The 21,974-nt window shown below is 69.8% G+C and carries 18 protein-coding genes, 2 tRNA genes and 2 pseudogenes; 7 read left to right on the forward strand and 15 right to left on the reverse strand.

What is annotated here, in order from left to right:
- The first annotated feature begins 7 nt into the window (after positions 1–7).
- Both ACKOB8_RS05435 and mutT1 read left to right on the forward strand, forming a co-directional pair.
- Entirely contained in the window at positions 8–2,152 is a 2,145-nt protein-coding gene (locus ACKOB8_RS05435) for an RNA degradosome polyphosphate kinase (protein WP_526376199.1), read from the forward strand.
- A gap of 76 nt (positions 2,153–2,228) precedes the next feature.
- Positions 2,229–3,158 (forward strand): 8-oxo-(d)GTP phosphatase MutT1, encoded by a 930-nt coding sequence (gene mutT1 / locus ACKOB8_RS05440; RefSeq protein ID WP_526376200.1) that lies wholly within the window; start codon positions 2,229–2,231, stop codon positions 3,156–3,158.
- Here the strand turns inward: mutT1 and ACKOB8_RS05445 are convergent.
- The 4 genes and pseudogenes from ACKOB8_RS05445 to leuC form a co-directional block, all read right to left on the reverse strand.
- The gene (locus ACKOB8_RS05445) at positions 3,142–3,411 is read right to left on the reverse strand and encodes a hypothetical protein (RefSeq protein WP_526376217.1); all 270 of its coding nucleotides are present in this window, start codon (positions 3,409–3,411) and stop codon (positions 3,142–3,144) included. The two genes, mutT1 and ACKOB8_RS05445, sit on opposite strands and share 17 nt — an antisense overlap.
- Positions 3,412–3,549: 138 nt before the next feature.
- Positions 3,550–3,756 (reverse strand): annotated as a pseudogene (locus tag ACKOB8_RS05450) (HU family DNA-binding protein); the annotation flags it as partial.
- A gap of 212 nt (positions 3,757–3,968) precedes the next feature.
- Positions 3,969–4,562 carry a 3-isopropylmalate dehydratase small subunit gene (leuD, locus tag ACKOB8_RS05455; RefSeq protein ID WP_526376201.1) on the reverse strand — a complete coding sequence of 198 codons (594 nt, stop codon included), beginning with the start codon at positions 4,560–4,562 and terminating at the stop codon, positions 3,969–3,971.
- Positions 4,563–4,575: 13 nt separating this feature from the next.
- Positions 4,576–6,036: a 3-isopropylmalate dehydratase large subunit gene (leuC, locus tag ACKOB8_RS05460; protein ID WP_526376202.1), complete on the reverse strand. Its 1,461-nt coding sequence runs from the start codon at positions 6,034–6,036 to the stop codon at positions 4,576–4,578.
- An 89-nt stretch (positions 6,037–6,125) separates the two neighbouring features.
- On the opposite strand from leuC, the gene ACKOB8_RS05465 reads away from it, so the two are divergent.
- Positions 6,126–6,590 (forward strand): pyridoxamine 5'-phosphate oxidase family protein, encoded by a 465-nt coding sequence (locus tag ACKOB8_RS05465; RefSeq protein ID WP_526376214.1) that lies wholly within the window; start codon positions 6,126–6,128, stop codon positions 6,588–6,590.
- Between the two features lie 33 nt (positions 6,591–6,623).
- On the opposite strand, the gene ACKOB8_RS05470 is transcribed toward ACKOB8_RS05465, so the two are convergent.
- The 4 genes from ACKOB8_RS05470 to ACKOB8_RS05485 all read right to left on the reverse strand — a co-directional run bounded on the left by ACKOB8_RS05470 (position 6,624) and on the right by ACKOB8_RS05485 (position 9,083).
- Positions 6,624–6,696: transfer RNA gene (locus ACKOB8_RS05470), tRNA-Glu, on the reverse strand.
- A gap of 49 nt (positions 6,697–6,745) precedes the next feature.
- Positions 6,746–6,817: transfer RNA gene (locus tag ACKOB8_RS05475), tRNA-Gln, on the reverse strand.
- Between the two features lie 29 nt (positions 6,818–6,846).
- The gene (gene gltX / locus ACKOB8_RS05480; protein ID WP_526376203.1) at positions 6,847–8,310 is read right to left on the reverse strand and encodes a glutamate--tRNA ligase; all 1,464 of its coding nucleotides are present in this window, start codon (positions 8,308–8,310) and stop codon (positions 6,847–6,849) included.
- Positions 8,307–9,083, reverse strand: coding sequence for a fumarylacetoacetate hydrolase family protein (locus ACKOB8_RS05485; RefSeq protein ID WP_526376204.1), 777 nt, complete (start codon positions 9,081–9,083; stop codon positions 8,307–8,309). The genes gltX and ACKOB8_RS05485 overlap by 4 nt, the downstream gene beginning before the upstream one ends.
- A 20-nt stretch (positions 9,084–9,103) precedes the next feature.
- Between ACKOB8_RS05485 and ACKOB8_RS05490 the strand changes: the two genes are divergently transcribed.
- The gene (locus ACKOB8_RS05490) at positions 9,104–10,285 is read left to right on the forward strand and encodes an MFS transporter (RefSeq protein WP_526376205.1); all 1,182 of its coding nucleotides are present in this window, start codon (positions 9,104–9,106) and stop codon (positions 10,283–10,285) included.
- A gap of 21 nt (positions 10,286–10,306) precedes the next feature.
- Here the strand turns inward: ACKOB8_RS05490 and ACKOB8_RS05495 are convergent, their stop codons facing one another.
- Together ACKOB8_RS05495 and serA are read right to left on the reverse strand one after the other, a co-directional pair.
- Positions 10,307–11,317, reverse strand: coding sequence for a 3-isopropylmalate dehydrogenase (locus tag ACKOB8_RS05495; protein WP_526376206.1), 1,011 nt, complete (start codon positions 11,315–11,317; stop codon positions 10,307–10,309).
- Positions 11,314–12,906 (reverse strand): phosphoglycerate dehydrogenase, encoded by a 1,593-nt coding sequence (gene serA / locus ACKOB8_RS05500; RefSeq protein WP_526376215.1) that lies wholly within the window; start codon positions 12,904–12,906, stop codon positions 11,314–11,316. Before serA ends, ACKOB8_RS05495 begins: the two co-directional genes overlap by 4 nt.
- 47 nt (positions 12,907–12,953) lie before the next feature.
- On the opposite strand from serA, the gene ACKOB8_RS05505 reads away from it, so the two are divergent.
- On the forward strand, positions 12,954–14,381 hold the full coding sequence (locus tag ACKOB8_RS05505) for a phytoene desaturase family protein (RefSeq protein WP_526376207.1): 1,428 nt from the start codon (positions 12,954–12,956) through the stop codon (positions 14,379–14,381).
- On the opposite strand, the gene ACKOB8_RS05510 is transcribed toward ACKOB8_RS05505, so the two are convergent.
- From ACKOB8_RS05510 to ACKOB8_RS05525, 4 genes are all read right to left on the reverse strand, one after another.
- On the reverse strand, positions 14,367–16,664 hold the full coding sequence (locus tag ACKOB8_RS05510; RefSeq protein WP_526376208.1) for a hypothetical protein: 2,298 nt from the start codon (positions 16,662–16,664) through the stop codon (positions 14,367–14,369). The genes ACKOB8_RS05505 and ACKOB8_RS05510 overlap by 15 nt on opposite strands.
- Before the next feature lie 85 nt (positions 16,665–16,749).
- Positions 16,750–17,751, reverse strand: coding sequence for a ketol-acid reductoisomerase (gene ilvC, locus ACKOB8_RS05515; RefSeq protein WP_526376216.1), 1,002 nt, complete (start codon positions 17,749–17,751; stop codon positions 16,750–16,752).
- A 28-nt stretch (positions 17,752–17,779) separates the two neighbouring features.
- Entirely contained in the window at positions 17,780–18,304 is a 525-nt protein-coding gene (gene ilvN / locus ACKOB8_RS05520; RefSeq protein ID WP_526376209.1) for an acetolactate synthase small subunit, read from the reverse strand.
- Positions 18,304–20,142: an acetolactate synthase large subunit gene (locus ACKOB8_RS05525; RefSeq protein WP_526376210.1), complete on the reverse strand. Its 1,839-nt coding sequence runs from the start codon at positions 20,140–20,142 to the stop codon at positions 18,304–18,306. Before ACKOB8_RS05525 ends, ilvN begins: the two co-directional genes overlap by 1 nt.
- A gap of 268 nt (positions 20,143–20,410) precedes the next feature.
- Between ACKOB8_RS05525 and ACKOB8_RS05530 the strand changes: the two genes are divergently transcribed.
- On the forward strand, positions 20,411–20,824 hold the full coding sequence (locus ACKOB8_RS05530) for a PH domain-containing protein (RefSeq protein WP_526376211.1): 414 nt from the start codon (positions 20,411–20,413) through the stop codon (positions 20,822–20,824).
- 13 nt (positions 20,825–20,837) lie between these two features.
- On the opposite strand, the gene ACKOB8_RS05535 is transcribed toward ACKOB8_RS05530, so the two are convergent.
- Positions 20,838–21,656 (reverse strand): DoxX family protein, encoded by an 819-nt coding sequence (locus tag ACKOB8_RS05535; protein WP_526376212.1) that lies wholly within the window; start codon positions 21,654–21,656, stop codon positions 20,838–20,840.
- A 198-nt stretch (positions 21,657–21,854) separates the two neighbouring features.
- On the opposite strand from ACKOB8_RS05535, the pseudogene ACKOB8_RS05540 reads away from it, so the two are divergent.
- A pseudogene (locus tag ACKOB8_RS05540) lies at positions 21,855–21,974 on the forward strand (PQQ-dependent sugar dehydrogenase); the annotation flags it as partial.

The following is a 21,974-nucleotide window of genomic DNA, read 5'->3' on the forward strand; positions in this document are numbered from 1 at the left end:
TGACCCCATGACGGATTCGGAGATCTTGTCCCCCGCCCCCGAAACCGACCGGCAGGACAGCGCCCCCGAGGCGCCGCCGGCTGCCACCGCCGCGGCGATCGACGATCCGCTGCCCGAGGATCGCTACCTCAACCGGGAACTGAGCTGGCTGGACTTCAACGGCCGGGTGCTCGCACTGGCCGCCGACACCTCACTGCCGCTGCTGGAGCGGGCGAAGTTCCTGGCGATCTTCGCGTCCAACCTCGACGAGTTCTACATGGTCCGGGTCGCGGGGCTCAAGCGTCGCGACGAGATGGGCCTGTCGGTGCGCTCCGCGGACGGGCTGACCCCCCGCGAGCAACTCCAGCTCATCGGCGAACGCACCCAGCAACTGGCCACCCGCCACGCCCAGGTCTTCATGGACTCGGTCCGCCCGGCGCTGGCCGAGGAGGGCATCCTCATCGTCCGGTGGTCCGAGCTGACCGAGGCCGATCGCAGCGAACTGTCCACCTATTTCTCCGAGCAGGTCTTCCCGGTGCTGACCCCGCTGGCCGTCGACCCCGCCCACCCGGTCCCGGTCGTCAGCGGCCTGAGCCTGAATCTGGCCATCACCGTGCGCTCCCCCGAGGACGGCGGGGAGCATTTCGCCCGGATCAAGGTGCCCGACAACGTCGACCGGTTCGTCCGGTTACGGGCCACCGACGGGCAGCCCTCGGTGATCCGGTTCCTGCCGATGGAGGACCTGATCGCGGCCTTTCTGCCGGTGCTGTTCCCGGGGATGGAGATCGTCGAGAAGCACGCCTTCCGCATCACCCGCAACGCCGACATGGACGTCGAGGACCGCGACGAGGACCTGCTGCAGGCCCTGGAGCGCGAGTTGGCCCGGCGGCGCTTCGGGCCGCCGGTGCGCCTGGAGGTGTCCGGCAACATGTCCGAACACATGCTGGGCCTGTTGCTGCGTGAGCTGGACGTCCATCCCGGCGACGTGGTCAACCTGCCCGGGCTGCTCGACCTCTCGGCCCTCTGGCAGGTCTACGCGGTCGACCGGCCGGCCCTGAAGGATCGGCCGTTCGTGCCGGCCACCCACCCCGCCTTCGCGGAGAGCGGCAAGAGCATCTTCGCCACCCTGCGCGACGGGGACGTGTTCGTCCACCACCCCTACGAGTCGTTCTCCACCAGTGTTCAGCGGTTCGTCGAGCAGGCCGCCGCCGATCCGCACGTCCTGGCGATCAAGCAGACCCTGTACCGCACCTCCGGCGACTCGCCGATCGTCAACGCCCTCATCGAGGCCGCCGACGCCGGCAAACAGGTCGTCGCGCTGGTGGAGTTGAAGGCGCGCTTCGACGAACAGGCCAACATCAAGTGGGCACGAGCCCTGGAAGACGCCGGGGTGCACGTGGTCTACGGACTGGTCGGGCTCAAGACGCACTGCAAGACCTGCCTGGTGGTGCGCCGGGAGGGATCGACGATCCGCCGCTACTGCCACATCGGCACCGGAAACTACAACCCGAAGACGGCCCGGCTCTACGAGGACGTCGGACTGCTGACGGCCGCACCCGACCTGGGCGCCGACCTGACCGACCTGTTCAACTCGTTGACCGGGTACTCGCGCAAGGTGAGCTACCGCAATCTGCTCGTGGCACCGCACGGGATCCGCAAGGGCATCCTGGAGCGGATCGAGCGGGAGGTGGCCGCCCATCGCGAGGGCCGCGACAGCCGGATCCGGATCAAGGCCAACGCCATGGTCGACGAACAGGTCATCGATGGCCTCTACCGCGCCTCGCAGGCCGGCGTCCGCATCGAGGTCGTGGTCCGCGGCATCTGCGCGCTGCGCCCCGGGGTCAGGGGTTTCTCGGAGAACATCGCGGTGCGCTCCATCCTCGGCCAGTTCCTCGAGCACTCGCGGATCATGCACTTCCGGGCGATCGACGAGTTCTGGATCGGCAGTGCGGACATGATGCACCGCAATCTCGACCGCCGCGTCGAGGTCATGGCGCAGGTCAAGGACCGCCGGATCACCTCCTATCTCGACGACGTCTTCGAATCGACGATGCACCCGTCGACGCGGTGCTGGGAACTGGGGCCGGACGGCAACTGGACCGCCGCGCCGCAGGATGGTCGGCAGGTGCGCGACCATCAGGTGTGGCTGATGGAAAGGCACCGGCAGTCCTGAGGTCACCCCCGGACTCCGGCTCGGCCGGAATCCGGCATGGTGGCGGCCGGCAGCCGAGCAGCACCCGAGAGCACCCGTGAAAGCATCGAGGAAACCGAAGTCCGGTAGCGAACCGGTGCTGGCGGCGGGGGCGGTGCTGTGGCGACCCGACCCGGACTCCTCCGGAGCGCAGATCGCCGTCGTTCACCGGCCCCGGTACGACGACTGGTCGCTGCCGAAGGGCAAAGTCGATCCCGGCGAGACCGAACCGGTGGCCGCGGCGCGCGAGATCGCCGAGGAGACCGGTCACCACGCGCACCTGGGCCGGCGGCTGGCCCGGGTCAGTTATCCGATACCCGGCGGCACCAAGGTCGTGCACTACTGGGCGGCGCGGTCGGCGGGGGGCGTGTTCGAACCCGGCCCCGAGGTGGACGAGTTGCTGTGGCTTCCACCGACCGAAGCGTCCCGGCGCCTGACGTATGCCGCCGACCGCAAGATCATCGCCCGGTTCGTCAAAAGACCCTTCGACACCCAGTCGGTGCTGATCGTCCGGCACGGCACCGCCGGCCGCAAAGCCCGGTATCGCGGTGAAGACCGCAAGCGACCGCTGGACTCCACCGGACGCGCGCAGGCCGAGTCGCTGGTGTCTCAACTGCTGGCGTTCGGGGCCACGGACATCTACGCCGCCGACCGCCTGCGCTGCATCCAAACCGTCACGCCACTCGCCGACGAACTGGGCGTGCCGATCACGGTGGAGGCCGCCCTCACCGAGGAGGCCTACGCGGAGAACCCGAAGGCCGCACACAAGCGGGTCCTGGAGATCGCCGGACACGGCGGAACACCGGTGATCTGTACCCAGGGCAAGGTCATTCCCTACCTGATCGACTGGTGGTGCGCACGGGACGAGGTCAAGCCGGCCAAGTCGCGCAACCGCAAGGGCAGCACCTGGATCATGTCGGTGGCCGCGGGCCGACTGGTCGCGGCGGACCATCTGCCGAGCCCGCTGGCGGTCACTTCGACGCGTTGAACGCTGCCTCAAACGCGAGTACGCCGCGGACCTTGCGGTCCGCGGCGTTCTCGTCTCCCTGGTTGTAGCGGCGACCGCGGCGGGCGGGTGCCCGCTTCGCCACCTTGCGGACCGTCTTCTTGGCAGCCTTACGGGCAGGTGCCTTCCGCACGGCCTTCTTGACGGCCTTGCGCGCGGGTGCCTTCTTGGCAGCCTTGCGCACGGTCTTCTTGGCAGCCTTGCGGGCCGGAGCCTTCTTTGCAACTTTCTTCACAGCAGCCTTCCTAACTGCGCCATCTGCGGCGCCTCGTTTCACAGCGGGACCTTCATTCGGGAGTCTTTGTGCACCTGAGACGATTGCTTTGAACTGAGCCCCCGGTCGGAATGCGGGGACAGAGGTTGGTAAAACCTTCACCGTCTCGCCTGTTCGCGGGTTTCGCGCTACGCGAGCGGCCCGGCGGCGGCGTTCGAATACCCCGAAGCCGGTGATGGTCACGCTGTCACCTCTTTGAACAGCGCGCACGATTGCGTCGACCAGGTTCTCAACCGCCTCCGTCGCCTGGCGGCGGTCAGTGTTCGTCCGAGACGTGAGAACCTCGATCAACTCTGCTTTGTTCATTCACATCCTCCCAAACAGTGGTCCCCTGTGGACCGACTGCCCAACACGGTAAACCCTCTACTACCAGATATGGGTGAGGCACGCGCAGTTTCGCACAAGAGCTTGCGGAATTTTTTTACCGCCGCGCACCGGTTCCGTGCCGCGATGTGCAGCCGATCGGCCACTGATTCAGTGCACGCGCGGTGCCGAAAAACATCCGCACCGTCACACCGTCAGGACTGCGTGATGCGCGGCTTCCACGGCGGGCGGCGTGTCTCGAAAGCCTCAATATCGGACAGTTTGCGCAGCGTAAGGGCTATGTCGTCGAGTCCTTCGAGTAGTCGCCACGCGGTGTAGTCGTCGATCGCGAAAGGCACGACCACCGTCGCCGCAGTGATGGTCCGATTGTGCAGATCCACCGTGATCTCCAGACCCGGGTGCTGCTCGATGAGCTTCCAGAGCAACTCGACGTCGTCGGGTGCCACCTCCGCCGCCAACAAACCCGCCTTACCGGCGTTTCCGCGGAAGATATCGGCGAAACGGGACGAGATGACCACCCGGAAGCCGTAATCCATCAAGGCCCACACCGCGTGCTCGCGGGATGATCCGGTTCCGAAGTCGGGCCCGGCGACCAGGACCGTGCCGCGGTCGAACGGACTCTGATTGAGCACGAAGGAAGGGTCGGCGCGCCAGGCGGCGAACAGCCCGTCGTCGAATCCGGTGCGGGATATGCGCTTGAGGTAGACCGCCGGGATGATCTGGTCGGTGTCGACGTTGGACCGGCGCAACGGCACGCCGATCCCGGTGTGGGTGCGGAAGGCTTCCATCGCCCAGGCCTCCTCAGTCGTCCAGGTCCGCCGGCGAGGACAGTTTCCCCCGCACGGCGGTGGCGGCGGCGACCACCGGCGAGACCAGGTGTGTGCGGCCGCCCTTGCCCTGGCGGCCCTCGAAGTTCCGGTTGGAGGTCGACGCGCAACGCTCGCCGGGTGAGAGCTGGTCGGGATTCATGCCCAGGCACATCGAGCAGCCCGCCTGGCGCCACTGCGCACCGGCCGCGGTGAAGATCTCGCCGAGGCCCTCGGCCTCGGCCTGGGCGCGCACCCGCATCGAGCCGGGAACGATGAGCATCCGCACACCGTCGGCGACCCGGCGCCCGCGCAGCACATCGGCCACCGCCCGCAGGTCCTCGATGCGGCCGTTGGTGCAGGAGCCGACGAAGACCGCGTCGACGGCGATGTCGCGCATCGGAGTGCCCGGCCGCAGGTCCATGTACGCCAGCGCCTTCTCGGCGGAGAGCCGCTCGGCGTCGTCGGTCATCAGTTCCGGATCGGGAACCGCCGCCGAGAGCGGCACGCCCTGTCCGGGGTTGGTTCCCCAGGTGACGAACGGGCTCAGCGTCGTCGCGTCCAGGTGAATCTCGATGTCGAACTCGGCTCCCTCGTCCGTGCGCAGCTGATCCCACTCGGCGACCGCGTCATCCCACTCCCGCCCCTGCGGCGCGTAGGTCCGGCCGCGCAGGAACTCGTAGGTGGTTTCGTCCGGCGCGATCATCCCGGCCCGTGCGCCGGCCTCGATGCTCATATTGCAGACCGTCATGCGGCCCTCCATCGACAGCGACTCGATGGTGCTGCCCCGGTATTCGATGACATGACCCTGGCCTCCGCCGGTGCCGATCTTGGCGATCACCGCCAGGATGATGTCCTTGGCGCCGACGCCCGGCGGCAGCCGACCGTCGACGTTGACCGCCATGGTCTTGAAGGGGCGCAGCGGAAGGGTCTGGGTGGCCAGCACATGCTCCACCTCCGAGGTGCCGATCCCCATCGCCAGCGCCCCGAACGCGCCGTGGGTGGAGGTGTGGCTGTCACCGCACACGATCGTCATCCCGGGCTGGGTCAGCCCGAGCTGGGGGCCCATGACGTGAACGATGCCCTGCTCGGGATCGCCCATCGAGTGCAGTTCGATGCCGAACTCCGCGCAGTTGCGCCGCAGCGTCTCCACCTGGGTGCGCGAGACCGGGTCAGCGATGGGCTTGTCGATGTCGGCCGTGGGCACGTTGTGGTCCTCGGTGGCCAGGGTCAGGTCGGGCCGGTGCACCGGGCGGCCGGCCAGCCGCAGTCCCTCGAACGCCTGCGGGCTGGTGACCTCGTGGATGAGGTGCAAATCGATGTAGATCAGGTCGGGTTCGCGCGCCGCACCGGATCCGGCGCCTGCCACAACCACGTGCTCGGCCCACACCTTCTCCGGAAGGGTTCTGGCTGAGGTTCTGGCTGATTTGCTGGCTGATGTCGTCGCGGGGTTCATCGTTGGCCAATTATGAACCGTCGGGGTCACGGCCGGCATCGGGGCCTGTAACACTGACTGCCGTGGGCAACCAGCGCAAGCAGATCGTGATGTCGGCCGCCGAAATCACCGATTTCGTCACCCGCAGCCGCACTGGCACGCTGGCCACCGTCGGACCCGACGGCCAGCCCCATCTGGTGGCGATGTGGTACGGACTGCTCGACGGTGACATCTGGCTGGAGACCAAAGCCAAGTCGCAGAAGGTGATCAACATCCGCCGCGACCCGCGGGTGAGCTTCCTTATCGAGGACGGCGTGACCTACGACAGCTTGCGCGGGGTGTCTTTCGAGGGCACCGCCGAGATCACCGACGACCCCGACGTGATCTTCCGGGTCGGAGTCAGCGTCTGGGAGCGCTACAACGGGCCCTACACCGACGACTTGCGCCCCGCGGTGGACATGATGATGAACAAGCGCGTCGCGGTGCGCATCGCCTCCGGCCGCGTCCGGTCCTGGGACCATCGCAAGTTGGGCCTGCCCGCGATGCCGGTCGCCGGCTCGACGGCGCCGCGGTGAAGGCCGCACTCCAGAGCGTTCCGCGGCGGGAAGTACCCCCGATGGGATTCGAACCCACGCTACCGCCGTGAGAGGGCGGCGTCCTAGGCCGCTAGACGACGGGGGCCAGAACAGGCGACCGCAAGCATAGCTCAGTCAGCGGTCTCGATTGGATGCTGGGGTACCAGGACTCGAACCTAGAATGGCTGAACCAGAATCAGCTGTGTTGCCAATTACACCATACCCCACGGGCTTGTAGACAGCGACGAGCAGACTATCAAAACCCTCGTGCGTCGCGCAGCCGCCGCAGGCTGCGCTCGCGGCCGAGCAATTCCAGCGACTCGAACAGCGGCGGACTGACGGTCGAGCCGGTCACCGCGACCCGGATCGGGCCGAAGGCCTTGCGCGGCTTGAGGCCCAGCCCGTCCACGAGCGCGCCCTTGAGGGCCTCCTCGATCACCGGCGCGGTCCACCGGGTCACGACGTCGAGTGCGGCGCAGGCGGCGTCGAGCACGGCGGCCGAGTCCGGACCGAGTTCCTTGGCCCCTGCCGACGGCTCGATCCGATAGGACGCGTCGTCGAGGAACTTCAGCAGCTCCCAGGCATCGGAGAGCACGACGATGCGGGTCTGCACCAGTTGCGCGGCCACGGCGAACCCGGCGTCGTCCAGGCCGGTGTCGTGGCCGTGGGTGTCGAAGAACGCGCCCAGGCGCGCGGCGAATTCCGCCGGGTCGAGCCGCCGGATGTGTTCGGCGTTGATCGCGTCGGCCTTTTTCTGGTCGAAGCGGGCCGGGTTGGAGTTGACGTCGGTGACGTCGAAGGCGCGCACCATCTCCTGCAGGGTGAACACGTCGCGGTCCTCGGCGATTCCCCAGCCAAGCAGAGCCAGATAATTCAGCAGGCCCTCGGGCAGAAAGCCCCGGTCGCGGTGCAGGAAAAGATTGGACTGCGGATCGCGTTTGGACAGCTTCTTGGTGCCCTCGCCGAGCACGGTGGGCAGGTGCGCGTACTCGGGGATGTGCTCTGCCACCCCGATGCGGATCAGCGCCTGGTGCAGCGCGATCTGACGCGGGGTCGAGGGCATCAGGTCCTCACCGCGCAGCACGTGGGTGATTTTCATCAGCGCGTCATCGACCGGATTGACCAGTGTGTACAGCGGCTCTCCGGTGGCCCGGGTCAGGGCGAAGTCGGGGACCGTGCCGGCGGCGAATGTCGTCTCGCCGCGCACCAGATCGTGCCAGCCGATGTCCGCATCGGGCATCCGCAGCCGCAGTACCGGCGCGCGGCCCTGCGCCTCGTACGCGGCACGCTGCTCGGGGCTCAGGTCGCGGTCGTAATTGTCATACCCCAGTTTCGGATTGCGCCCGGCCGCCACGTGGCGCGCCTCGACCTCCTCGGGAGTGGAGTACGCCGGGTAGGCATCACCGGATTCCCGCAGCCGCTCGAGCACGTTGCGATAGAGCTCGCCGCGCTGGGACTGCCGGTAGGGGCCGTGGGGGCCGCCGACTTCAGGGCCTTCGTCCCAGTCCAGACCCAGCCAGCGCAGCGCGTCGAGAATCGCGAGATAGCTCTCCTCGGAGTCGCGCGCGGCATCGGTGTCCTCGATGCGGAACACGAACGTGCCGGCCGTGTGCCGGGCCTGTGCCCAGTTGAATAGCGCCGTGCGCACCAGGCCCACGTGCGGGGTGCCGGTCGGCGACGGGCAGAAGCGCACCCGCACGGGCCGAGTGGCGGCAGTCATCGCGCGCCCTTGCGGACCACCGGGTTGGTCAGCGTTCCGATGCCCTCGATGGTGATGCTGACGACGTCGCCGTCCTCCAGGGGCCCCACCCCCGCAGGCGTGCCGGTCAGGATCAGGTCGCCGGGCAGCAACGTCATCACCGCCGAGATCCACTCGACGATCGCAGCCACGTCGTGGATCATCAGCGACGTGCGGCTGTGCTGGCGCACCTCCCCGTTGACGTCGGTGCGGATTTCCAGATCCGACGGGTCGAGGTCGGTGACGATCCATGGGCCCACCGGGCAGAAGGTGTCGTGGCCCTTGGCGCGGGTCCACTGGACGTCGGCCTGCTGCTGATCGCGGGCCGAGACGTCGTTGGCGATCGTGTAGCCCAGGATGTTCTCCGCGGCGCGGGCGGCAGGCACGTCCTTGCACGGCCGGCCGATCACCGCGGCCAGCTCGCCCTCGTGGTCGACCCGGGGGGAATCGGCGGGCAGCTGGATCGGTACGCCCGGCCCGATGATGGCGGTGTTGGGCTTGAGGAAGATCACCGGGTTGGCCGGTGCCTGCTGACCCATCTCCTTGATGTGCTCGGCGTAGTTCTTGCCGATGCAGACCACCTTGCTGGCCAGGATGGGGGCCAGCAGTCGCACCTGGCTGAGCGGCCAGGACCTGCCGGTGAAGGTCGGCGTGCCGAACGGGTGCTCGGCGATCTCCCGGGCCGGGCCGTCGGGATCGGACTCGATGCTGACGAACGCGACACCGTCAGGGGTGGCGACACGACCGAGGCGCATTCGTGACAGCCTAGAACGCCGTGGCCGCCGAACCGATCAGCCCCCTGCGCCGCTGGTCGATGCTCGGCATGGGACTGTTCGCGACCCTGAGCGCCAACGTGTTCATCAACGGGGTCGCCTTCCTGATCCCGGCGTTGCGCTCGGAGATGGGCCTGGACCTCGCGCGCGCCGGTCTGATCTCGGCGATGCCGGCGTTCGGGATGGTGCCCACCCTGATCGCCTGGGGATACCTGGTCGACCGGCTCGGCGAGCGGCTGGTGCTGGCGCTCGGGTCGGCACTGACCGCGGGTGCGGCCGCCGGTGCGGCCCTGTCCGGCTCGCTGGTGGCGATGTCGGCGTTTCTGTTCGCGGGCGGGATGGCGGCGGCCAGCAGCAACTCCGCCAGCGGGCGTCTGGTGGTGGGCTGGTTTCCCGCCGAACAGCGCGGTCTGGCGATGGGTATCCGGCAGACCGCGCAGCCGCTGGGCGTCGGCGTGGGCGCGCTGGTGATGCCGGAGCTGGCCGAGACCCACGGACCGGACACCGCGCTGCTGTTCCCCGCGGCGATCTGCGCGGCGGCCGCGCTGGCGTGCGCGCTCGCGGTGCGCGACGCGCCGCGCCTGGCGCGCGCCGACGCCCCCGCCGAGCAACTGGCCAACCCGTACCGGGGCCGGGGCACCCTGTGGCGCATTCATCTGGTGTCGGTGCTGCTGGTTGTCCCGCAGGCCGTGGTGTGGACCTTCGCCCTGGTGTGGCTGATGAGCGTGCGTCACTGGTCGGCCGAGTCGGCCGGTCTGCTGGTGGGCCTGGCGCAGATTCTCGGCGCGGGCGGGCGCGTCGCGGCGGGCCGCTGGTCGGACCGGGTCGGCTCGCGCCTGCGCCCGGTGCGCGTCATCGCCGCTGCCGCGGCGGTGTCGATGGCGCTGCTGGCCGTCACCGACGCGCTGGGTTCGGGCTGGAGTGTGGCGGCGCTGGTGCTGGCGTCGATGATCACCGTCAGTGACAACGGGCTGGAGTTCACCGCGATCGCCGAGATCTCCGGTCCGTTCTGGAGCGGTCGCGCACTCGGTGCGCAGAACACCAGCCAGTTGCTCACCGGCGGACTGACCGCTCCGGTGTTCGGCGCGCTGATCAGCGCGGCGGGCTACCCGGCGGCCTTCGCGGTGTGTGCGCTCTCGGCGCTGATCGCCATGCCGCTGGTACCGGCTGACCGGCCGCGGTGACCGCTGCAGCGGACCGCCGTCCTACAGACGCGTCCGGATGCGCTCGCCCACGTCACGGGTGGACAGCGCGGCGTCGCCGCGGGTGGCGAGGTGGTCGGCGACGGCCTTGTCGATGCGCGCCGCGGCCGCATCCTCCCCGACGTGGGTGAGCAGCAGTGCCACGCTCATCACCGCCGCCGTCGGGTCAGCGACTCCCCTACCCGCGATGTCGGGCGCGCTGCCGTGCACCGGCTCGAACATCGACGGGTTGGTTCCGGTGCCGTCGATGTTGCCGCTGGCGGCCAGCCCGATACCGCCGGCCACCGCGGCGGCGAGGTCGGTGATGATGTCGCCGAACAGGTTATCGGTGACGATGACGTCGAACCGGCCGGGGTCGTTGACCAGATGGATGGTCGCGGCGTCGACGTGCTGATAGGCCACCTCGACGTCCGGGTACTGCGCGCCGACCTCGGCGACCACACGCGACCACAGGGTGCCGGCGAAGGTCAGCACGTTGGTCTTGTGCACCAGCGTCAGGTGCTTGCGCCGCCGCTGCGCCCGCGCGAAGGCGTCGCGCACGACGCGCTCCACGCCGAAGGCGGTGTTGAGGCTGACCTCGGTGGCGACCTCGTGGGCCGTGCCGGTGCGGATCGAACCGCCGGTACCGGTGTAGGGCCCCTCGGTGCCCTCCCGCACCACCACGAAGTCGATCTGCGGATGCCCGGCCAGCGGACTTCGCACCCCGTCATAGAGCCGGGTGGGCCGCAGGTTGATGTGGTGGTCGAGGGCGAACCGGATCCGCAGCAGCAAACCGCGCTCCAGCACGCCGCTGGGAACCGACGGGTCGCCGATCGCGCCGAGCAGGATCGCGTCGTGGGTGCGCAACTCGTCGAGGACGGAGTCCGGCAGCGCCTCCCCGGTCGCGTGGTAGCGCCGCGCGCCGAGGTCATACTCGGTTTTCTGCACCCCCGGCAGCACCGCGTCGAGTACATCGAGTGCTTCGGCGATGACTTCCGGGCCGATCCCATCACCCGGGATCACCGCCAGCTTCACGACAGATCCACGACTTCCAGCGTGGTCGCCGCCACCGCGTCGCGGATCGCGGCGCGGACGTCGGCAGGCACGTCGCGGTCCAGTCGCAGCATCACCGTGGCGCCGGAACCGCTGGTGTCCTGGCTCAGCTGCGCGGCTTCGATGTTCACCCCGGCCCCGCCGAGCAGGGTCCCGATCTTGCCCAGCGCACCGGGCTTGTCGGCGTAGTGCAGGATCAGATTCACCCCCTCGGCGCGCAGGTCGAAGCTGCGACCGTTGATGCCCACCACCTTTTGCACCAGCTGCGGCCCGGACAGAGTCCCGGCGACGTTGACCGCCGAGCCGTCCGGCGCCACCACCCGCACATCGACCAGGCTGCGATGGTTGGGGCTCTCCGAGCGGGTACCCAGTTCGGTGTCCAGGCCGCGCTCGGCGGCCAGCGCCGGCGCGTTGACGAAGGTGACCTGCTGATCGGTCACCGTCGAGAACAGGCCGCGCAGCGCCGAGAGTTTGAGCACCTCGACGTCCTCGGCGGCCAGTTCGCCGCTCACCTGTACCGACAGCCGATCGGGCGCCTCGGTGCCCAGGACACCGGCGAGCACGCCGAGTTTGCGTACCAGCTCCAGCCAGGGGGCCACCTCTTCGTTGACCGCCCCGGCGCCGACGTTGACCGCGTCGGGCACGAACTCGCCCGACAGCGCCAGCTTGACGCTCTCGGCGACATCGGTCCCGGCGCGGTCCTGAGCCTCCGACGTCGACGCGCCCAGATGCGGGGTGACGACAACCTGCGGCAGCTCGAAGAGCGGGCTGTCGGTGCAGGGCTCGGTGGCGAACACGTCGAGTCCGGCCGCCCGGACATGCCCGCTCGTGACGGCCTCGGCGAGCGCCTGCTCGTCGATCAGTCCGCCGCGCGCGGCATTGACGATGATCACCCCGGGCTTGGTCTTGGCGAGAGCGTCCTTGCCCAGCAGCCCGGCGGTCTCCTTCGTCTTGGGCAGGTGCACCGAGATGAAGTCGGCGCGGGCCAGCACATCGTCCAGCGGCAGCAGTTCGATGCCGAGTTGGGCGGCGCGAGCCGGCGGCACGTACGGGTCGTAGGCGATCACGTGGGTGCCGAACGCGGCCAGCCGCGCCGCGACCAGCTGACCGATCCGGCCGAGCCCGACGACGCCGACGGTCTTGCCGTAGATCTCGGTGCCGTTGAACGACGACCGTTTCCAGGTGCGCTCACGCAGCGTGCCGTCGGCGGCGGGAATTTGACGGGCCGCGGCCAGCAGCAGTGCCAGCGCGTGTTCGGCCGCGCTGTGGATGTTGGAGGTGGGCGCGTTGACGACGAGCACCCCGGCCGCGGTGGCGGCATCGACATCGACGTTGTCCAGACCGACACCGGCCCGGGCGATGATCTTCAGCTTCGGCGCCGCGGCGATCACCTCGGCGTCGACCGTGGTGGCCGAACGCACCAGCAGCGCGTCGGCGTCGGCCACGGCTTCCAGCAGCTTGGGGCGGTCCGGGCCGTCGACCCAGCGGACCTCCACCGCCTCGCCGAGGGCGGCGACGGTCGATTCGGCAAGTTTGTCGGCGATCAGCACGACAGGCGTTCGGGTGGGCAGGCTCACGCGGACAGCGTAATGGCCGGGCGATCGGGTCTAATCGACAGATGGACGTCACCGTCGTAGGCAGCGGACCCAACGGGCTGGCAGCTGCGGTCCTCTGCGCCCGCGCCGGGCTCGGAGTCCAGGTGCTCGAGGCCCAGCCCACGCTCGGCGGCGGCGCGCGCACCCTGCCCGACCCCGAGTTCGGTGACGTCGGTCACGACATCTGCTCGGCGATCCATCCGCTGGCGCTGGCCTCGCCGTTCTTCGCCGAGTTCGACCTGCGCGCGCGCGGCGTCGACCTGGCCGTGCCGCAGATCTCCTACGCCAACCCGCTGCCCGGGCGGCGCTCCGTCATCGCCTACCGGGATCTGGAGCGCACCTGCGCGGAGTTGGCGCACGGGGACTCCTGGCGCGACCTGCTGGGACCGCTGGCCGACCGCGGCACCGACGTCGTCGGGTTCCTGGTCGGTGACCGCCGCTCGCTTCCGCCGAGCCTCCCGGTAGCCGCACGGCTGGCCCGGCGGATGCTCGAGCAGGGCACCCCGGCCTGGGGGGCGCTGCGCGGCGAGGACGCCCGGGCGCTGTTCACCGGGGTGGCCGCGCACACCATCGCGCCGATGCCCTCGCCGGTCTCCGCGGGTGCGGGACTGCTGCTGGCCACCCTCGGCCACACCGTCGGCTGGCCGGTCCCGGTGGGCGGCAGCCAGTCCATCGCCGACGCGCTGATTGACGACCTGCGCGCACACGGCGGTGTGCTGCAGACCGGGACCGAGGTCACCTCTCCCCCGCCCGGCGTGGTCCTCTACGACACCGCGCCCACCGCGCTGCTGGATATCTACGGCGATGCACTGCCGGCCCGCTACGCCCGCGCGCTGCGCCGCTACCGCTACGGGCCGGGGGTGGCCAAGGTGGATTTCGTTCTCTCCCAGGATGTTCCGTGGACGGACGAGCGGCTGGCCGGCGCCGCCACCCTGCACCTTGGCGGGACCCGCGCGCAGATGGCCCATGCCGAACGGGAGATCGCCCGGGGACGCCATGCCGAGTGGCCGATGATCCTGGCCGCCCAGTCCTTCACCGCCGACCGGGGTCGTATCGACGCCCGTGGCCGTCGGCCGTTCTGGACGTACGCCCACGTGCCCGCCGGATCCACCGTCGATGCGACCGCGACGATCACCGCGGTGATCGAACGGTTCGCGCCCGGCTTCGCCGACGTCGTCGTGGCCGCGCGCGCCATCCCGGCCGCACAGATGACCGGACACAACGCCAACTACGTCGGTGGCGACATCGGGGTGGGCGGCAACGCGCTGGGGCATGCGCTGCTGGGTCCCACGCCCCGGGTCAACCCGTGGAGCACCCCGATCCCCGGGGCGTACCTGTGCTCGTCGGCCACCCCACCCGGTGGCGGGGTGCACGGCATGAGCGGCTACTACGCCGCGCGGTCGGTACTCACGCGGGAGTTCGGGCTAAGTGTTCCGTCACTGCGACGGTGAATAGTCCCACCAGACGGTCCCGGGGCCCGTGTAGTCGAAGTACAGCGGCCCCAGCAGAAGCGGCGCCAGGCCGGTGTTCATGTACGTCGCGTCGCCGGAATCCACAAGGGTCTCGCCGTTGGTGTCCGAACGGATGACCGTCGTCCGGTAGAGCAGTTGCCCGTCTGCCGTGTACACGTCGATGCTGCTGCCCACGGGCAGAGTCGCGACACCGGGGAGATCCGGAGGAAGAGCCTCCGATGTCACCGCTCCACCCAGACCCCCGCTGTCGATATAGGTGTTCGTCGCCGTGACGAGCCTGCCGGGTACGCCGTCAGGACTGATGATCTGGTATTTCAGCGTCGTCCCGCGCCAACCGCCTGAAACCTCGGCCACTCCCGGAACCGGGTTGTCGCCGAAGGTGATCGACGGACCGACCACCGACACGTCCATGAGCAGTCCGCTGTCGAGTGGATCGGGGAGCCCGTAGACCGGGCTGAGGATGTTCGCGAATGAGGGTCCGATGCCTACACCCAGGTCCGGGATCACGTTGTACTTGGGTTTCGCCCATTCCTCGGGGGGAATCGACACCCACTGCCCGTCTTCGAGGTACTCGACGTCGGTGATGACTCCGATGGCCCACGGGCGGGTGATGATCCCGTTTCCCAGATTGACCGGCACGTAATAGATGTCGTAGTAGTTCTTCTGGTAGGTCGGGTCCACGCCGTACTCGATGAACCCGGTCAGACCGGTCGACGGTCCGAGGTCGACCTCCTCGAGCAGGGTGTAGGGGATGACGAGTCCCAGGGCGCCGGTGTCGACCAGGGGGTCGACCGTCTGGCCGAAGACGTTGATCGTGGCGATCGGCCGGTTCGTGTCCACGTCGTAGATCAGCGGAATGGTCGGGGCGCCGCCTGGCGCACCCGGCGCGCCTGGCGATCCCCACAGCCGGGGGGCACCGCCGGGCCCCCCGACGCCCGCCACGCCACCGGCGCCGCCGTCACCGCCGGCACCGCCGATACGTCCGCCCGCGCCACCTGCCCCCCCGGGTCCGGCCGCGCCGCCGGCGCCGCCGACCCCGCCGGTCCCGAAAAAGCCTGCAGCACCGCCGGTTCCGCCGACATCACCCGGGCCGCCGACACCGCCGGCGCCGCCGGTCCCGACAAACAAGCCGCCGCGCCCGCCGGTCCCGCCCGGCTGCATCCAGCCGCCGGTTCCACCGGCACCGCCAATTCCGATGAATGCCGCCGCGCCACCCGAACCGGCCCTGCCGGCGGACGCATTGCCCGCACCGCCGGCACCACCGGCACCGCCATCGCCGACCAGAGCCAGCAGTCCGGCCTTGCCGCCGCTGCCGCCGGGGCCACCGATGCCGTTGGCACCGGTGGCGGCACCGCCGGAACCACCGCGGCCGGCGTTCGACCGGAGGGACAGAAACCCGGTGTCCCCGCCGGCGCCACCGGCGCCACCGGTGGCGCCCCCTGCGGCCGTGACTCCCCCCGCACCACCGTCACCGGCGGTGCCGCCGAGAGCCAGCAATCCGGTGTCACCGCCCGTGCCGCCCGTGCCGCCCGGCCCGGTCGTGGAGTCGCCGCCGGTGCCCCCGTTACCGCCGTTGCCGCTGAGCAATCCGCCGCGGCCGCCGTCGCCACCGTCGCCGCCCGCGACCGCCGCGCCGCCGTTGCCGCCGTTGCCGATGAGTCCGGCCGACCCGCCATTGCCGCCGCCGAAACCATTGCCGCCGTTGCCGAACAGCAGGCCGGCCTGACCGCCGTTGCAGCTCTGGCTGCAGGTTTCCGCGGTCCAGGAGTAGCCGTCGCCGCCGAGAAGGCCTGCGTTCGGGTGCGCGGCGGTGCCGTTGCCGAAGAAGACTCCGAGGACGTGCTCCATCGGCGTGGGGGCGCTCGCCGCGGCGACACGCGCCGCGGGGACGACCCGGTTCCGCGCCTGCGTGGCGGCTGGCCGCGCCACCGCGGCGGGGCCGAGCCGCGACACGCCAGATCCGGCGGCGGCCGCCGGCAGCGGTGACGCATCACCGGTCGCGGGGCGACCCCGTACGCGCGACTGCACGGCGGTCCCGGCCGCACTCGCTCCGGCGTGGACCGATCCGCGCTTGCCGGGCTCCGGGGCACCACCGGCCGCCGTCGAGTCCGCCCGCGCGGTGTCGGCCGAGGCCTCCGGCATCGCGGCGGCCGCGATCCCGATCCCGACACCCAGCGCGACGGCGAGCCCGCCGACGCGGCCGACGTACCGCCCTAGGCGGGGCGCGGTGCAGCCTTCGGCGAAACGGACGGACCCCCCCACGGACACGGCTTCGCCCCGATCGTCATGTGTTAGGTAACCCTAACGCCGGTCGCCGACCGGGATGCGCGGGCGCCCCGGAGAGAACCTAAGCCGTCTCGGTGATCGGCCGGTCCACCCAGCTCATCAGGTCGCGCAGCTTCTTGCCGGTGACCTCGATGGGGTGCTCGGCGTTGCGCTTGCGCAGCGCCTCGAGTTCCTTGTTGCCGCCCTCCATGTTGGCAACCAGGCGCTTGACGAACGTGCCGTCCTGGATCTCGTGCAGGATCTGGCGCATCCGCGCCTTGGTGTCGGCGTCGATGACCCGCGGCCCCGACAGGTAGCCGCCGTACTCGGCGGTGTCAGACACCGAGTAGTTCATCCGGGCGATGCCACCCTCGTACATCAGGTCGACGATGAGCTTGAGTTCGTGCAGCACCTCGAAGTAGGCCAGTTCCGGGGCGTAGCCCGCCTCGACCATCACCTCGAAGCCGGTCTTGACCAGTTCCTCGGTACCGCCGCACAGCACGGCCTGCTCACCGAACAGGTCGGTCTCGGTCTCGTCCTTGAACGTGGTCTTGATGACACCGGCGCGAGTACCGCCGATCGCCTTGGCGTAGGACAGCGCCAGAGCCAAACCATTGCCGGTCGGGTCCTGCTCGATGGCCACCAGGCACGGCACGCCTTTGCCGTCGACGAACTGCCGGCGCACCAGATGCCCCGGCCCCTTGGGCGCGACCATGCCCACAGTGATGTCGGCGGGCGGCTTGATCAGGCCGAAGTGGATGTTCAGGCCGTGGCCGAAGAACAGGGCGTCGCCGGCCTTCAGGTTGGGTTCGATGTCATTTCTGAAGATCTCGGCCTGCGCGGTGTCGGGGGCGAGCAGCATGATCACGTCAGCCCACTTGGCGACGTTGGCCGGGGTGTCGACCTCCAGTCCCTGTTCGGTGACCTTGGCGCGGGATTTGGAACCCTCCTTGAGGCCGACCTTCACCTGAACCCCGGAGTCGCGCAGGCTCAGCGAGTGCGCGTGGCCCTGGCTGCCGTAGCCGATCACCCCGACCTTGCGGCCCTGAATGACAGACAGGTCGGCGTCGTCGTCGTAGAACATCTCGATTGCAGCCACGTTCAACTTTCCTTTACTTGGAGGCGGACATCCCGCGCGGACCACGTGACAGTGCTACCACACCGGACTGGACGGTCTCGCGGATACCGTAGGGCTCGAGCACCCGCAGCAGAGCCTCGAGCTTCTCCTCGGTACCGGTTGCCTCGATGGTCAACGATTCGGTGGAGACGTCAATGATCTTGGCGCGGAACAGGTTCACCGCCTCGATCACCTGACTGCGATTGCCGGAGTCGGCGCGAACCTTGATCAGCGCCAGGTGGCGGGCCACCATGTTGTCCTCGTCCTGCTCGAGGATCTTGATCACGTTGATCAGCTTGTTGAGCTGCTTGGTGATCTGCTCCAGCGGGGTCTCCTCCGCGGTGACGACGATCGTCATCCGGGACATGTCCTTCTGATCGGTAGGTCCCACCGCCAGGGACTGGATGTTGAAACCACGCCGGGAGAACAGCGCCGCGACCCGGGCCAGTACGCCGGGCTTGTCCTCGACGAGCACCGAGAGGGTGTGGGTGACGGTCTTCGAATCAGACGAAGCGGGCATCAGGCACGCCCCTCGGAGTTGTCCTCGTCGAACAGCGGGCGGATGTTGCGGGCCGCCATGATCTCGTTGTTGCCGGTTCCGGCCGCCACCATCGGCCACACCTGCGCATCCGCGCCGACGATGAAGTCGATCACCACCGGACGGTCATTGATCGCGCGCGCCTGGTTGATCACGTCGATCACGTCCTCCTCGCGCTCGCAGCGCAACCCGACGCACCCCATCGCCTCGGCCAGTTTGACGAAGTCGGGGATGCGCTGGCTGTGCGTGGACAGGTCGGTGTGGGAGTACCGCTCGCCGTAGAACAGCGACTGCCACTGGCGGACCATGCCGAGGTTTCCGTTGTTGATCAGCGCCACCTTGATCGGCACGCCCTCCACCGCGCAGGTGGCCAGTTCCTGGTTGGTCATCTGGAAGCAACCGTCGCCGTCGATCGCCCACACCTCGGCGTCCGGGCAGGCCATCTTGGCTCCCATGGCCGCCGGAATGGCGTAGCCCATGGTGCCCAGGCCGCCGGAGTTGAGCCAGGTGCGCGGCTTCTCGTAGGAGATGAACTGTGCGGCCCACATCTGGTGCTGACCCACGCCGGCCACGTAGATGGCGTCCGGCCCGGCGATCTTGCCCAGTTGTTCGATGACGTACTCCGGGGACAGGCTGCCGTCGGACTGCGGGCCGTAGCTCAGCGGGTAGGTCTCGCGGACGTTGTCCAGGTAGGCCCACCACGGGGCCAGGTCGGGATCCTCGATGCCCTCATTGCCGATCCGATCCTCGCCGGCGGGCCGGCGGCGCAGCACGTCGACCAGGTCCCGGATCACCGCCTTGATGTCGCCGACGATCGGCACGTCGGCGTTGCGGTTCTTGCCGATCTCGGCGGGGTCGATGTCGGCGTGGATGACCTTGGCCTCCGGGGCGAAGGTGGACAGCTTGCCGGTCACCCGGTCGTCGAAACGGGCGCCGAGGGCGATCAGCAGGTCGCTGCGCTGCAGCGCGGCCACCGCGGCCACCGTGCCGTGCATGCCGGGCATGCGCAGGTTCTGCGGGTGGCTGTCCGGGAAGGCGCCGCGCGCCATCAGGGTGGTGACCACCGGGATTCCGGTGAGCTCAGCCAGCTCGGCGAGCTCCTCGCAGGCCTCGCCGCGGATCACCCCGCCGCCGACGTAGAGCACCGGCTTGCGGGCCGCGCTGATCAGCTTGGCGGCCTCCTTGATCTGGCGGGCGTGCGGCTTGGTGTTCGGCTTGTAGCCGGGCAGCTCCAGCTGGGGCGGCCAGGCGAACGTGCACGGCGCCTGCAGCACGTCCTTGGGGATGTCGACCAGCACCGCGCCGGGACGGCCGGTGGCGGCGATGTGAAACGCCTCGGCGATCGAGCGGGCGATGTCGTCGCCCTCGCGCACCAGGATGTTGTGCTTGGTGCACGGCATGGTGATGCCGGTGATGTCGGACTCCTGGAAGGCGTCGGTGCCGATCAGGCTGCGGCCCACCTGCCCGGTGATCGCGACCACCGGGATGGAGTCCATCTGCGCGTCGGCCAGCGGGGTGACCAGGTTGGTCGCGCCGGGACCGGAGGTGGCCATCATCACCCCGACCCGGCCGGTGGCGTGCGCGTAGCCGCTGGCGGCGTGTCCGGCGCCCTGCTCGTGGCGGACCAGGACGTGACGCAGTTTGGTGGAGTCGAACAGCGGGTCATAGACCGGCAGCACCGCGCCGCCGGGGATGCCGAAGATCAGGTCGACGCCGAGTTCCTCCAGCGACCGGACTACCGCCTCGGCGCCGGTGATCTGCTGCGGGGCGACGCGTCTGGGCGCCGTGGACTCGCCGTTTGCCGCGACGGTGTCGGGCACGGGCTGAACCGCTCGAGTGGCCGGTGCGCTCACTTCTGTCCCTCTGTCCCTCGGTCTCGTTGTTCGGGTAAGAAAAAACCCCCGTCAGCGTCTGCTGGACGAGGGTTGCGCGTTGGTGCGGGTTGCTAGGCCCAGGCGGGGACGAGCGCGGCACCAACGCGCTGACCTACTACCAGATCTCCGCCCTTATTCACGCCGCTAAGGCTATCCTCGCCGGTTCGCGGCCGTCAAATTCCCCGGGTGCGGCCCCCGGGTGCGATCATGGGGCATGGCCAGCGACCGCCCCGGCACCCGCGCGGGCGGGGCCGTCGCCCCGGTGGTCATCCGGATCTCGCCGATGGCCCACTTCGCGTCCGCGTTCTTCGGCCTGGCGCTACTGGTGTTCGTCCGGGTGTTCGGTATCTGGACACTGTTTTTGCTGGTCATCCCGGTTCTGATCTCGGTGGGGATCGAGCGGCTGCGCACCGTCGCCGACCGCGAGAACGTCACCGCCCGAACCCTGCTGGGCAGCCGCACGGTGGCGTGGTCACGCGTCGAGGGCCTGCGGTTCACCCGGGGCCGCTGGGCGCGGGCCTGTTTGCTGGACGGCTCGGAACTGCGACTGCCCGCGGTCACCTTCGCGACCCTGCCGATGCTGACCGCCGCCAGCGGGGGGCGGGTACCCGACCCCTACCGGAGCTGATGCGCGGGCCGGCTCAGCCGAAGGGGTTGGTGCCGCGCAGGAACAACCAGACCGCCACGCCGCCGCCGATACCGGCCAGCAGCGCCAGGAACGAGCCGATGAACGGCCGGCGGGCCCACCCGCGCCCGGCATCGAAGCCGTAGCGACCGGGGCCGGCGAGGACGACCGCCGCCATCGCCGCGGTGAGCACCAGCAGGTACTCGACGCGGTCGGACCCGAGGATCACGACACCGCCCTCCTGGCGTTGGGCGTCGATCGCCACGAGGAGTCCGCTGACCAGCAGGCCGAGCCCGACCGCTCCCGCCAGCGGGGTGAAAAGACCCAGCACCAGCAGCACGCCGGCGGCGATCTGGCCGCCCGCCCCCAGGTAGGACAGCAGGCCGGAGTGCTGGAAGCCGGCCTCGGCCAGGGAGTCGGCGAACCCGCCCAGACCCGGTCCGCCCCACCAGCCGAAGGCGTTGCGCAGCCCGTGGGCGATCAGGATCACCCCGAGGACCACCCGCAGCACCAGCAGCCCGAGGTCCTGGGTGCCGCGCCGGCCCGGCCGTTCGCCGGCCTCGGCGGGCGCGATCTGGCTGACCGCGGGGACCGGCTCGGGTTCGGGACGCGGTTGCACGTAGGGCAGCGGCTCGGGCGGGTTTACCAGGCCGTAGCCGGTGGAGGGACTCGGGGCCGAAGCGATCGTCGTGGACGCGATCTTGGTGGTCTCGGGATCGCCGCCGTAGGGCGGACCGGCGAGGTCGTCCTCGGGATCGACCAGGCGGGCCGACGCCGGACGGCCCGCGTCGTCCTCGGGTCGCTGCCAGCCGGAATCGGCGCTCTGGCTCGTCATGACCGCCAGCGTAGGGGGTGGGCGGCGCAAAACCCCGGATTGCTGGCGGCTGGCCCCGGATTGTCTCGGATCGGCCCCCCATCGGCTCCGGCGCGCCCGCACCCGTGTGGCGCCGGCGCTCGCCCGATCCGTAACCTGGCGATCATGGGTCCGACCACCAGACGGCGCCGGCTGGCAGCCGCGGTGCTGGTCGTGTCGATGGCGCTGGCCGCGCCCGGCTGCGCGCAGTTCGACAATGCGGTGTCCCAGCCGTTCACCACGCCGCCCGAACTGGTGCCCGGGCCGCCCTCCACGCCGCCGCCTCCCCCGCCGCTGCCG

It is taken from the genome of Mycobacterium sp. (assembly GCF_046091765.1).
In the GTDB taxonomy this organism is placed as follows: Bacteria; Actinomycetota; Actinomycetes; order Mycobacteriales; family Mycobacteriaceae; genus Mycobacterium.

Coding starts and splice junctions, on each gene's coding strand:
- ACKOB8_RS05465 (WP_526376214.1), top strand. CDS start 6,126: ATGTCGGCCGCCGAAATCACCGATTTCGTCACCCGCAGCCGCACTGGC.
- ilvC (WP_526376216.1), bottom strand. CDS start 17,751: ATGTTCTACGACGACGACGCCGACCTGTCTGTCATTCAGGGCCGCAAG.
- ACKOB8_RS05485 (WP_526376204.1), bottom strand. CDS start 9,083: ATGCGCCTCGGTCGTGTCGCCACCCCTGACGGTGTCGCGTTCGTCAGC.
- ACKOB8_RS05505 (WP_526376207.1), top strand. CDS start 12,954: ATGGACGTCACCGTCGTAGGCAGCGGACCCAACGGGCTGGCAGCTGCG.
- ACKOB8_RS05530 (WP_526376211.1), top strand. CDS start 20,411: ATGGCCAGCGACCGCCCCGGCACCCGCGCGGGCGGGGCCGTCGCCCCG.
- ACKOB8_RS05435 (WP_526376199.1), top strand. CDS start 8: ATGACGGATTCGGAGATCTTGTCCCCCGCCCCCGAAACCGACCGGCAG.
- ACKOB8_RS05535 (WP_526376212.1), bottom strand. CDS start 21,656: ATGACGAGCCAGAGCGCCGATTCCGGCTGGCAGCGACCCGAGGACGAC.
- ilvN (WP_526376209.1), bottom strand. CDS start 18,304: ATGCCCGCTTCGTCTGATTCGAAGACCGTCACCCACACCCTCTCGGTG.
- gltX (WP_526376203.1), bottom strand. CDS start 8,310: ATGACTGCCGCCACTCGGCCCGTGCGGGTGCGCTTCTGCCCGTCGCCG.
- leuD (WP_526376201.1), bottom strand. CDS start 4,562: ATGGAAGCCTTCCGCACCCACACCGGGATCGGCGTGCCGTTGCGCCGG.
- leuC (WP_526376202.1), bottom strand. CDS start 6,036: ATGAACCCCGCGACGACATCAGCCAGCAAATCAGCCAGAACCTCAGCC.